Raw genomic sequence first — 11,427 nt, forward strand, 5'->3', positions numbered from 1 at the left:
GTTACGGTAACTGCGGCGCAACAATGCCCTCGAACTCCCTATCAGCACCGGCGAACACATCAGGATGCGCCGCACATGCACGGACAGCGGCACCGGCTTCCTCACTCAGGCTGAACAATAAAAACAAGGGTAGACCCCGCAGCTGCACGGTTCATGTCAACGGAGCGACGTGGTTCTGAAATCTGATGAAATCGAATGGAATTTTGGGATCTGCGATCGGATGACGATTGCACCAAATATCCGCTAAATTATTGATTTTTATATATTTTATGGTGAGAGCGCAGGGATTCGAACCCTGGACCTACTGATTAAAAGTCAGTTGCTCTACCGACTGAGCTACGCTCTCCCAAAGCCGGTCTGTTATGACCGGCGGAAGTGGGCGGACATATGCACAGCGCGCTTGTTTTGGTCAACCCAAAAAACGGGCAAAAGTGCAAAAACGATGTTTTCCAAGGAGATCGCCAAAAGGTGATTGGTTTGGCACCGGCTTCGGCGCTAAGACGGCCGGGCTTGTTGCAGGCTGGAGTTTTGACCTGGTGTCCATCGCTGATATTTCCATCTGGACCGCCGTTCTGGCGGGCGCACTCTCCTTTCTTTCGCCCTGCGTTCTGCCGCTGGTGCCGCCCTATCTCTGTTACATGGCGGGCATATCGGTGGATCAGTTTCGCGGTGGCGAAACGCAGGTCGCCTCCACCGGCACCCGGCGTGCGGTGTTTGGTGCCGCCTTCCTGTTCACGCTCGGCTTTGCCACCGTGTTCGTGGCGCTTGGGGCAGGGGCATCCAGCATCGGCCTTGTGCTGCGCCAGCATATCGACATCTTGTCGCGCATCGGCGGGATCGTCATCATCATCATGGGCCTGCATTTCCTCGGCGTGTTCCGGATCGGCATCCTCGGGCGCGAGGCGCGTTTCCAAGGAAATGGCAAGCCGGCGACGCTGTCGGGCGCCTATATCATGGGCCTCGCCTTTGCCTTTGGCTGGACGCCCTGCATCGGTCCGGTGCTCGGCACCATTCTCGGTGTTGCGGCTGCGCGTGATACGGTGACGGACGGAGCCATGCTGTTGGCTGTCTATTCGCTGGGGCTGGCGATTCCGTTCTGGATCGCTGCCGGGTTTTCGGGCGCTTTCATGAAACTCCTGTCGCGCTTCCGCCGCCATCTTGGCCTGGTGGAAAAGCTGATGGGGGTTTTCCTGATTCTCGCCGGCCTTGCCTTCGTTTTCGGCTTCATCAGTTCGATGGCCATATGGTTCCAGGAAACCTTTCCAGTCCTGATGCAAATCGGCTAAGCACGAACCTCAAACAGAGGTTTCAAAGCGATGGCAGAAATAGCCGGTTTGGTACTGCCGTTCTTCGGCCTGATCTTCGTCGGCTATCTGACGGCGAAGCTCGCCCGAAATCCGGCAGGCGAGGGCGCCGGCGATGCCATGGGCTGGCTCAATATCTTCATCATCTACCTGGCGCTGCCGGCTTTGTTCTTCAAGCTGGTCTCCAAGACGCCGATCGAGCAGCTCACCCGTTTCGACTTCGTCCTTTCCTCGATCGGTGCCACCTATACCGTCTTCGCGCTGGTTTTTGGCGTTGGTTACTGGATACGCCGAAATTCGCTGGCCGAATCGACGGTGCAAGGGCTGGCAGGCGCCTATGGCAATATCGGTTACATGGGGCCGGGACTGGCGCTCCTGGCATTCGGAGAGCCGGCAGCGGTACCGGTTGCCCTGATCTTCTGCTTCGAGAACGTTCTGCATTTCATGGTCGCGCCGGCCATGATGGCGCTGGCTGGTGACGAGAAGAGCTCACCCGGACGGCTTGCACTCGCGATCGCCAGGAAAATCCTGTTGCACCCATTCATCCTGTCGACGATCGCCGGCGTAATCGCCGCATATTTCTCATTCCAACCGCCGGTGCCGGTGCAGAGGCTGATCGATTATCTGGCGCAGGCCGCCGCTCCCTGCGCCCTGTTTGCCATGGGCGTGACGCTCGCGCTGCGGCCGCTGAAACGAATTCCTGCCGAGATCGGCTATATCGTGCCGGCAAAGCTGATCCTGCACCCGGTGCTGATGTATCTGGTGATGGGGCTCGCCGGCAATTTCGAGCCGGTCTGGGTGCAGACGGCCGTGCTTCTGGCCGCATTACCGACGGCGACCAATGTCTTTGTCATCGGCCAGCAATATGGCGTCTGGCAGGAGCGGGCGTCGGCAACGATCCTGATCACCACCGTTTTCTCGGTGGCGACGGTGACGATGTTGCTCTACCTGATCAGCTCAGGCGCTCTTCCGGCCGATCTTTTCCCGTAAGGTACTGCGCAGGGATTGCAGGGCGCTGCCGGGATTGATCCCCTCGCGCATCATCAGATTGCGCAGCGGCGCGACGCTGGCCAAGGCCTGCAGTCCGGCGGCACGCAGCATCTGCACCGGCAGGAAATCGGACAACAGGGAGCGATTGAGCAGATCGACGCTGACGGTGCGGCTGAAAATATCCGCCCGCCGCTTTCGGTCGTAGCGCGCGCCAAAATCATCGGGGATAGGCGCGGACCCAAGCAGGGATATGGCGGCCATAATGTCGCGCAGACTGAGGTTGAGCCCCTGTGCGCCGATCGGCGGGAAGGCGTGGGCGGCTTCGCCGATCAGGATCGCCCGGCCCTTGCCGAAGGATTTGGCGGCCATGCCGGACAGCGGAAACGACTGGGGTGCGCCTTCGATGGTGACTTTGCCCAGCATCGACTGCATGCGCTGCTCCACCGCCAAGGCCAGAGCGTCAGGCGCAAGCGCCAAAGTTGCTTCGGTATCCTCCGGCTTCTGAACCCAGACAAGGCTGGATCGCAAGCCGCCGGGCAGCGGCACCTGGGTGAAGGGCCCGTGTGGCGTGTGGAATTCCGTCGAAACGTTCTGGTGGGCCACCTGATGGGAAAAGTTGAGAACAAGTGCGCTTTGCGGATAGGACCAATTCCTGACTTCGATCCCGGCTGATGCCCGTACACCGGATTTGCGGCCATCGGCGCCGACGACAAGGCTGGCGGTTATGCTGCGGCCGTCGTCGAGTTTCAGGATTGCCCGTTCCGTTTCGAATTCGACCCCGGTCAGGCTGGCGGCAATGCGGGTGAGGGATGGCCGTTTGCATGCCTCGTGTTCGAGGAGGGCAAGGAAGGGCGCATTGGGAATATTGTATCCGAAAGCCTCCAGTCCGACTTCGGCGGCATGAAAGGTCACGGTCGGCGCACGCAGCAGACGGTTCGTCCCGTCGATGATTCGCATGCTGGAAAGCGGCGCTGCCAATGGGGCAATCGCCTGCCAGATGCCAAGGTTGCGCACAAGCACAAGCGATTGATCCATCAGCGCCGTGGTTCGTCCATCGGCTTTTCCCGCCGTCGGCGCGATCAGCACGACGCTGCGGCCCATGTCGGCGAACGCCAGCGCAGCCAGCGATCCGGCCAGCCCTGCACCGACGACTGCGATTTCAAAGTGCTCCATGGCGTCCGCTTCCCGTGCATGTATCTGTTGAGGTCTTAATCTTAACCGTCGGCGGCTGCGAATGAAATGGGGTGAAATGGCGCAGATGCCAGTGGCGTCCACAGCTGATTGCCATGCTTTTGCGGCATCAAGAGATTTTTGCTGGCAGCCAAACTCAAACGGTGCATATTACCGCCAACACCCGTTGGACAATGCGGGGACGGGAGTGTGGCCGTTGAAACAGCCGGTTCAGCATGCTTCCAAGGAAAGCGCAGAGTAAGGACAGGGTGCGTCTGCCGATGAAGTTTTTTAACTACAAGCGCGTGCCCTACGCGGAAATTCGCGCATTTTCCGTTCATATTCTCACCGCATCCGGCTCGTTTTTGGCCTTTCTGGGCGTTGTTGCCGCAGCCGAACACCGATTCGTCGATATGTTCTGGTGGTTGGGCCTGGCCCTTGCCGTCGATGGGATCGATGGTCCGATCGCCCGCAAGGTCCGGGTCAAGGAAGTCCTGCCCAATTGGTCCGGCGATACGCTCGACAACGTCATCGACTACGTCACCTATGTGCTGCTTCCGGCCTTCGCGCTCTATCAGAGCGGCATGATCGGCGAGCCCTGGTCGTTCTTTGCAGCGGGTGCCATCGTCATGTCGAGTGCGATCTACTACGCAGACATGGGGATGAAGACTGACGAGTATTTCTTCTCCGGTTTCCCGGTCGTCTGGAACATGGTGGTTTTCACGCTGTTCGTCATCGATGCCAGCGAACTGGCGGCCTCGATCGTCGTTTTCGTTTCGGTCGTGTTGACCTTCATGCCGATCAGCTTCCTGCACCCGGTGCGCGTCAAGCGTCTGCGGCCGCTCAACCTGGCCGTCTTTACCGTCTGGTCGGTGCTCAGCGGCTATGCGCTGCTGTTGCATTTCGATACGCCCGCATGGGTCGTGGCCGGCGTCGTCGGCACCGGCATCTATCTCTATGTCATCGGTTTTGTGTTGCAGATATTTCCCCGGCTTGGACGGGATTGAGGAGGGTTCATGGCACAGGCCATCATGGTGCGCGCGCTTGGCGGACCGGAAGTTCTCAAAATTGAAGGTGTGACGCTTTCCGCGCCAGGCCCGGGCGAAGTGCAGATCCGTCAGGTCGCTGTCGGCGTGAATTTCATCGACGTCTATTTCCGCACCGGTCTCTATAAGTCGGCTGAAGGGCTTCCCTTCATTCCGGGCAAAGAGGGTGCCGGCATCGTCACGGCGGTCGGCGACAATGTCAGCAGCTTCGCAATCGGTGACCGCGTGGCCTATGCCTCGTCCGACGGCGCCTATGCCAGCGAACGCAATATCGAGATTTCGCAGCTGGTGAAGGTGCCGGACGATATTACGCTGGAAACGGCGGCGGCGATGATGCTGAAAGGCATGACGGCGCAGTACCTGCTCAACCAGACCTTCAAGGTCGGCCCGGAAACCACGCTGCTGTTTCACGCAGCCGCCGGCGGCGTCGGCCTGATCGCTGGGCAATGGGCCAAGGCGCTCGGCGCGACCGTGATCGGCACGGCCGGTTCGCAGGACAAGATCGATCTGGCGCTGGCGCATGGCTACGACCATGTCATCAACTACCGTACCGATAATTTTGTCAGCGCGGTCAAGGAGATCACAGGCGGCAAGGGCGTCGATGTGGTCTATGATTCGGTCGGCAAGGACACCTATCCGGCCTCGCTTGACTGCATCAAGCCGCGTGGTCTCTGGGTCAGCTTCGGCAATTCGTCGGGTCCTGTTGAAGGCGTCAATATCGGCATCCTCGCCCAAAAAGGCTCGCTGTTTGCGACGCGGCCGACCCTGTTCAGCTATGTTTCGACACGGCCGGCACTCGAGGCGTGTGCAAACTCCCTGTTTGATGTTGTGCAAAGCAACAAAGTGCGTATCAATATCAACCAGACGTATGCACTGGCAGATGCAAGCCAGGCGCATGCGGATCTGGAAGCAAGAAAAACGAGCGGAACAACATTGCTGATTCCTTGAGACAAGCCGGAGAGGCAGCCAAGGCAGCAGAGCATGAGAAAAGAGGGGCGGCGTGTCGGCTGAGGGACAACCCGCCAACAGTCTATTGCTGGCTGTTGGCCAACTGACAAAACTGTTCGGCACATTCGCTGCCTGTGATGGAATCAATCTCGATATCAGGCCGGGCGAAATCCATGCGCTGCTCGGCGAAAACGGCGCCGGAAAATCGACGCTGGTGAAGATGCTGTTCGGCGTGCTGGCGCCCACCAGCGGCCAGATCGTGTGGCAGGGACAGCCGGTGCGCATCACCAGCCCCAGTGCCGCCCGCAAGCTGGGCATCGGCATGGTGTTTCAGCATTTTTCGCTGTTTGAGGCGCTGACAGTCGCTGAAAACATTGCTCTTTCGATGGACCCCGGCGTGTCGCTGGCAAGGATCGCCAAGGAGGCGTCCGATCTGTCGCATGCCTATGGCCTGCCGCTCGATCCGCATGCGCATGTCGCCGACCTGTCCGTGGGCGAGCGCCAGCGCATCGAAATCGTCCGCGCATTGCTGCAAAATCCGAAGCTGATCATTCTCGACGAACCGACCTCGGTACTGACGCCGCAGGAAGCCGACCGGCTGTTCGAAACGCTGAACAAGCTGAAAGCCGAGGGGCGGTCTGTTCTTTACATCAGCCACCGGCTGGAAGAGGTGCAGCGCATCTGCGACCGCGCCACTGTTCTGCGCCACGGCAAGGTGACAGGCGCCTGCGATCCGCGCCAGGAGACCCCGTCGTCGCTGGCCCGCATGATGGTCGGCAGCGATGTCGCGCATGTCAGTGCCGAAGGCACGAACGCCAAAGGACCGGTGAAGCTCGAGGCCCGTCATCTGTCGGCGACGGCAAGAACGCCGTTCGCGGTTTCCCTGAAGAATATCTGTCTCAAGGTGCATGCCGGTGAAGTGCTGGCAATCGCCGGCGTTGCGGGCAATGGGCAAGGCGAATTGTTCGATGCCTTGTCCGGCGAATATCCGGTCGCCACCGATGATGTCATTCTGATTTCCGATAAGCCGGTCGGTACCCGCGGTATCAATGCCCGCCGGCTGATGGGCGCCGGTTTCGTGCCCGAAGAGCGTCACGGACATGCCGCCGTTTCGGCACTGTCGCTCTCCGACAATCTCATCCTTGCCCGCAGCCAGTCCGACCGGCGTGCCTTTCTCGGCGGCGGCCCGCTCGGGCTGATCCGCCAGGAGGCGGTGAAAATGGCGGCAAAGCGCATTTCTGCGGCGATGGACGTGCGCAAGAGCGGCGAAAACCCGCCGGCCGGATCGCTATCGGGCGGCAATCTGCAGAAATTCATCGTCGGCCGCGAACTCGACCGCCAGCCGACAGTGCTGATCGTCAACCAGCCGACCTGGGGTGTCGATGCCGGGGCCGCCAGCCGCATCCGCCAGGCGCTGGTCGATCTTGCCAAATCCGGTTCGGCCGTTTTGGTCATCAGCCAAGACCTTGATGAAATTTTCGAAGTGGCGACGGAAATCGCCGTGATCAGCGAAGGAAAGCTGTCCGATATCTATCCGGCATCGGACCTTTCGCGTGAAAAAATCGGACTGTTGATGGGCGGCATGTATGGCAAGACCGAGACTGCGGAGACGGCGCATGCGCATTGAACTGGAACGGCGTCCCGACGTCTCCAAGCTGTTTTCCATCCTGTCGCCGTTCATCGCGCTCGGCCTGACGCTGTTCTTCGGCGGCATCATGTTCATGATGCTCGGCAAGGATCCGTTCGCAGCGCTCTACAGCTTCTTCATCGAGCCGTTGACGGAAGTCTGGTCGTTGCACGAACTGGCGATCAAGGCAGCTCCGCTTATCCTCATCGCTGTCGGCCTGTCGGTCTGCTATCGCTCGAACAACTGGAATATCGGCGCCGAAGGCCAGTTCATCATGGGGGCGATCGCCGGATCGATCCTGCCCGTGGTGTTCTATGAATGGCAATCGCCGCTGGTTCTGCCGTTGATGATGCTGCTCGGCATGCTGGGCGGCGCATTGTTTGCCGGTATTCCGGCCTTCCTCAAGGCGCATCTGAATACCAATGAAATCCTCACCAGCCTGATGCTTGTCTATGTCGCGCAGCTGTTCCTCGACTGGCTGGTGCGCGGCCCCTGGCGCAATCCGGGCGGCATGAATTTCCCGGAAACCCGGACCTTCGACGCAACGGCCATCCTGCCGGAAATGATCGCGTCGGGACGGGCGCATTGGGGGTTTGGTTTTGCGATCATCGCGGCGATCCTGATTTGGTTCATGATGCGCTACACGCTGAAAGGCTTCGAGATTACCGTGCTTGGCCAATCCCAGCGGGCAGGGCGTTTCGCCGGCTTCTCGTCGCGCAAGATGATCTGGTTTTCGATGCTGCTATCCGGTGCACTGGCGGGTCTTGCCGGCATTGCCGAGGTCAGCGGCGCGATCCAGCAGCTGCGCCCGGTTATTTCGCCCGGTTATGGTTTCACCGCCATCATCGTCGCCTTTCTCGGGCGGCTCAATCCGCTCGGGATCGTCGTTGCCGGGCTCGTGCTGGCACTGACCTATCTCGGCGGCGAGGCGGTGCAGGTGTCCCTGCAGATTTCCGACAAGCCGATCCGGGTATTTCAGGGGCTGCTGCTGTTCTTCGTGCTCTCCTGCGACACGCTCATCCACTATAAGATTCGGATGATGTGGTACGATCTGAACGACACGACCGGCGAGGGTGCGCGCTGATGAGTATCTATGAAGCCATCCTTCTGACGGTCATTACGGCGGCAACACCGCTTGTTCTGGCGGCAATCGGCGAACTCGTCACCGAGCGTTCCGGCGTCCTCAATCTCGGCGTCGAGGGCATGATCATCATGGGGGCCGCCTGCGCCTTCATCGCCACGCAGTTAACCGGATCTCCCTATGTCGGCATTCTCGCAGGCATCGCATCGGGGGCATTGTTTTCGCTGCTGTTCGGCTTTCTGACGTTGACGCTCGTTGCCAATCAGGTGGCGACGGGATTGGCCTTGACCATCCTCGGGCTTGGCGTTTCCAGCATGATCGCCGAGCCCTATCTCGGACAATCCGGCATCAAGCTGCCGCAGATCGTCTTTCCGGTCCTGTCGGATATTCCATTTCTGGGCGCTGTTCTATTCAAGCAGGATCTCATTTTCTATCTGTCGATCGCGCTGGTCGCCGGCGTGAACTGGTTTCTGTTCAAAAGCCGCGCCGGCTTGAAGCTCCGCTCCGTTGGTGACAGCCACGCGTCGGCGCATGCGCTCGGCATCAACGTCATTCGCACGCGCTACCTGGCCGTGATGTTCGGTGGTGCCTGCGCCGGGCTGGCAGGGGCGCAGCTGTCTCTGGTCTACACGCCGCAATGGGCGGAGAACATGTCGGCCGGGCGTGGGTGGATTGCGCTGGCGCTGGTGGTGTTTGCCTCCTGGCGGCCTTGGCGGATCATTGCCGGCGGTTACCTGTTCGGTGCCGTATCGATCAGCCAGCTCTATGTCCAGGCGCGCGGTATCGACATTCCCTCGCAGTTTCTTTCTGCTCTTCCCTATCTGGCGACAATTATCGTACTCATTCTCATCTCGCACAATCGACGCACGACGTTGATCAATACGCCAGCATCGCTCGGCAAGTCCTTTGTGCCGGACAGGTAACAAGAACAACAACGCAAACCAAACCTACAGGGGTCAACATGAAAAAATTACTTTTCGCACTCGCAACGACCGCAGCGGTCATCGGATTTTCCGCTGGCGCCTCCGCCGCCGGTAAGGCAAAGGTCTGCTTCGTCTATGTCGGCTCGAAGACCGACGGTGGCTGGACACAGGCGCATGACATCGGCCGTTTGGAGCTTGAAAAGGCGCTGGCCGACAAGATCGAAACCCAGTTCCTCGAAAACGTTCCCGAAGGTCCGGATGCCGAGCGCGCCATCGAGCGCCTGGCGCGGTCGGGCTGCGGCCTGATCTACACGACATCGTTCGGCTTCATGGACGCGACCGTCAAGGTTGCTGCAAAGTTCCCGGACGTCAAGTTCGAGCATGCGACCGGCTACAAGTCGGGCCCGAACCTTGCTACTTACAATAGCCGCTTCTACGAAGGCCGCTACATTCAGGGCCAGATCGCCGCAAAAATCTCGCAAAAGGGTGTTGCCGGCTACATCGCCTCCTTCCCGATCCCGGAAGTGGTGATGGGCATCAACGCCTTCGTCACCGGCGCGCGTTCGATCAACCCCGACTTCAAGATCAAGGTCGTATGGGCAAACACCTGGTTCGACCCAGGCAAGGAAGCCGACGCTGCCAAGGCGTTGATCGATCAGGGCGTTGACGTGTTGACGCAACACACCGATACGACTGCGCCGATGCAGGTTGCGGCGGAGCGCGGCATCAAGGCCTTCGGCCAGGCCTCCGACATGATCAAGGCCGGCCCGGAAACACAGCTGACCGCGATCGTTGATACCTGGGGCGCCTATTACATCAAGCGCACCCAGCTGTTTCTGGATGGCAAATGGGAGACGTCGTCGAGCTGGGACGGCCTGAAGGACGGCATCCTCACCATGGCGCCCTACACCAACATGCCGGACGACGTGAAGGCTCTGGCGGAAGCAACGCAGAAGAAGATCGAATCGGGCGAGCTGAAGCCTTTCACCGGCCCGCTGAAGAAGCAGGACGGTTCAGAATGGCTTGCAGCTGGTGCATCCTCGGATGACGGCACATTGCTCGGCATGAACTTCTACGTCGAAGGCGTCGACGACAAATTGCCGAAGTAATCTCGGCATTCATCGGTGCAATCAAGAAGGGTGGCCGCAAGGCCACCCTTTTTCGATTTCAGCCTTCGAAATTTGTACAAGGAGCGCGAAAGACTGTTTACATAAATCATATAGTATGATTTTTTAGCTGGGCTGCTGAGGAGCAGCTTTTTGGGAGGAAATCATGAAAATCAAGACTGCACTTAGCTGTGCCACGGTTCTGGCTGCCTGCATGTTCGGCTCGGCCTCTGCCGCCGACCTGACGATCGGCTTTTCGCAGATCGGCTCCGAATCCGGCTGGCGCGCGGCTGAAACCACGCTGACCAAGCAACAGGCGGAGAAGCGCGGCATCGACCTGAAATTTGCCGATGCGCAGCAGAAACAGGAAAATCAGATCAAGGCGCTGCGGTCGTTCATCGCCCAGGGCGTTGATGCCATTTTGATCGCACCGGTTGTTGCGACCGGCTGGGATGAAGTTCTGACGGAAGCCAAGGATGCCGAAATTCCGGTCATTCTTCTCGACCGTACGGTCGATTCGTCCAAGGACCTCTACCTGACCGCCGTCACGTCCGACCTCGTTCACGAAGGCAATGTGGCCGGCAAGTTCCTGGTGGACAAGGTCGGCGGCAAGCAATGCAACGTCGTCGAACTGCAGGGTACCACGGGTTCTTCGCCGGCTATCGACCGGAAGAAGGGTTTTGAGGAGGCACTGAAGGGCCACGACAACCTGAAGATCATCCGCAGCCAGACCGGCGACTTTACCCGTACCAAGGGCAAGGAAGTCATGGAAAGCTTCTTGAAGGCGGAAGACGGCGGCAAGAATATTTGCGCGCTCTACGCCCACAATGACGACATGGCCGTCGGCGCCATTCAGGCGATCAAGGAAGCCGGCCTGAAGCCGGGTACGGATATCCTCGTCGTCTCGATCGATGCCGTTCCGGACATCTTCCAGGCTATGGCAGCCGGCGAAGCCAACGCCACGGTCGAACTGACGCCGAACATGGCGGGTCCTGCACTGGACGCACTCGACGCGTTCCTGAAGGACGGCACCAAGCCGGCCAAGTGGATCCAAACGGAATCGAAGCTCTACACTCAGGCTGATGATCCGCAGAAGGTCTACGAAGAAAAGAAGGGCCTCGGCTACTGATTGATTGCCGGCATCGTCTCCAGGCTGCAGCTGTTGTCATTGACCGCAGATGTCGGCCGGAAGGCGATGCCGGCAAATCGTTCTCCCCATCGTTCAGCCAAGC

General features: G+C 59.6%; 10 protein-coding genes and 1 tRNA gene. 9 read left to right on the forward strand and 2 right to left on the reverse strand.

Features of this window, described 5'->3' with window-relative positions:
- Positions 1–270: 270 nt before the first annotated feature.
- Positions 271–346, reverse strand: a tRNA-Lys gene (locus tag ACP7E6_RS13740).
- Positions 347–536: 190 nt separating this feature from the next.
- On the opposite strand from ACP7E6_RS13740, the gene ACP7E6_RS13745 reads away from it, so the two are divergent.
- Together ACP7E6_RS13745 and ACP7E6_RS13750 are read left to right on the forward strand one after the other, a co-directional pair.
- Positions 537–1,286, forward strand: a complete 750-nt coding sequence (locus ACP7E6_RS13745) for a cytochrome c biogenesis CcdA family protein (protein WP_426230271.1) — start codon at positions 537–539, stop codon at positions 1,284–1,286.
- Between the two features lie 30 nt (positions 1,287–1,316).
- Positions 1,317–2,294, forward strand: coding sequence for an AEC family transporter (locus ACP7E6_RS13750; RefSeq protein WP_426230272.1), 978 nt, complete (start codon positions 1,317–1,319; stop codon positions 2,292–2,294).
- Here ACP7E6_RS13750 and ACP7E6_RS13755 read toward each other — a convergent pair.
- Positions 2,262–3,467 (reverse strand): UbiH/UbiF family hydroxylase, encoded by a 1,206-nt coding sequence (locus ACP7E6_RS13755; RefSeq protein ID WP_426230273.1) that lies wholly within the window; start codon positions 3,465–3,467, stop codon positions 2,262–2,264. The two genes, ACP7E6_RS13750 and ACP7E6_RS13755, sit on opposite strands and share 33 nt — an antisense overlap.
- 278 nt (positions 3,468–3,745) lie before the next feature.
- Between ACP7E6_RS13755 and pcsA the strand changes: the two genes are divergently transcribed.
- The 7 genes from pcsA to ytfQ all read left to right on the forward strand — a co-directional run bounded on the left by pcsA (position 3,746) and on the right by ytfQ (position 11,324).
- The gene (gene pcsA / locus ACP7E6_RS13760; protein WP_426230274.1) at positions 3,746–4,471 is read left to right on the forward strand and encodes a phosphatidylcholine synthase; all 726 of its coding nucleotides are present in this window, start codon (positions 3,746–3,748) and stop codon (positions 4,469–4,471) included.
- A gap of 9 nt (positions 4,472–4,480) precedes the next feature.
- Entirely contained in the window at positions 4,481–5,458 is a 978-nt protein-coding gene (locus ACP7E6_RS13765) for a quinone oxidoreductase family protein (RefSeq protein ID WP_426230275.1), read from the forward strand.
- Between the two features lie 52 nt (positions 5,459–5,510).
- Positions 5,511–7,085, forward strand: a complete 1,575-nt coding sequence (locus tag ACP7E6_RS13770; RefSeq protein WP_426230276.1) for an ABC transporter ATP-binding protein — start codon at positions 5,511–5,513, stop codon at positions 7,083–7,085.
- On the forward strand, positions 7,075–8,169 hold the full coding sequence (locus ACP7E6_RS13775) for an ABC transporter permease (RefSeq protein WP_426230277.1): 1,095 nt from the start codon (positions 7,075–7,077) through the stop codon (positions 8,167–8,169). Before ACP7E6_RS13770 ends, ACP7E6_RS13775 begins: the two co-directional genes overlap by 11 nt.
- Entirely contained in the window at positions 8,169–9,089 is a 921-nt protein-coding gene (locus ACP7E6_RS13780) for an ABC transporter permease (protein WP_426230278.1), read from the forward strand. Before ACP7E6_RS13775 ends, ACP7E6_RS13780 begins: the two co-directional genes overlap by 1 nt.
- A gap of 38 nt (positions 9,090–9,127) precedes the next feature.
- Positions 9,128–10,198 (forward strand): BMP family ABC transporter substrate-binding protein, encoded by a 1,071-nt coding sequence (locus tag ACP7E6_RS13785; RefSeq protein ID WP_426230279.1) that lies wholly within the window; start codon positions 9,128–9,130, stop codon positions 10,196–10,198.
- A gap of 163 nt (positions 10,199–10,361) precedes the next feature.
- Positions 10,362–11,324 carry a galactofuranose ABC transporter, galactofuranose-binding protein YtfQ gene (gene ytfQ, locus ACP7E6_RS13790; protein WP_113243647.1) on the forward strand — a complete coding sequence of 321 codons (963 nt, stop codon included), beginning with the start codon at positions 10,362–10,364 and terminating at the stop codon, positions 11,322–11,324.
- Positions 11,325–11,427: the final 103 nt, after the last annotated feature.

Origin of the sequence: Pararhizobium sp. DWP3-4, assembly GCF_049898205.1 — a bacterium.
Classification (GTDB): Bacteria; Pseudomonadota; Alphaproteobacteria; order Rhizobiales; family Rhizobiaceae; genus Pararhizobium.

Coding starts and splice junctions, on each gene's coding strand:
- ACP7E6_RS13765 (WP_426230275.1), top strand. CDS start 4,481: ATGGCACAGGCCATCATGGTGCGCGCGCTTGGCGGACCGGAAGTTCTC.
- ACP7E6_RS13755 (WP_426230273.1), bottom strand. CDS start 3,467: ATGGAGCACTTTGAAATCGCAGTCGTCGGTGCAGGGCTGGCCGGATCG.
- ACP7E6_RS13780 (WP_426230278.1), top strand. CDS start 8,169: ATGAGTATCTATGAAGCCATCCTTCTGACGGTCATTACGGCGGCAACA.
- ACP7E6_RS13775 (WP_426230277.1), top strand. CDS start 7,075: ATGCGCATTGAACTGGAACGGCGTCCCGACGTCTCCAAGCTGTTTTCC.
- pcsA (WP_426230274.1), top strand. CDS start 3,746: ATGAAGTTTTTTAACTACAAGCGCGTGCCCTACGCGGAAATTCGCGCA.
- ACP7E6_RS13785 (WP_426230279.1), top strand. CDS start 9,128: ATGAAAAAATTACTTTTCGCACTCGCAACGACCGCAGCGGTCATCGGA.
- ACP7E6_RS13750 (WP_426230272.1), top strand. CDS start 1,317: ATGGCAGAAATAGCCGGTTTGGTACTGCCGTTCTTCGGCCTGATCTTC.
- ytfQ (WP_113243647.1), top strand. CDS start 10,362: ATGAAAATCAAGACTGCACTTAGCTGTGCCACGGTTCTGGCTGCCTGC.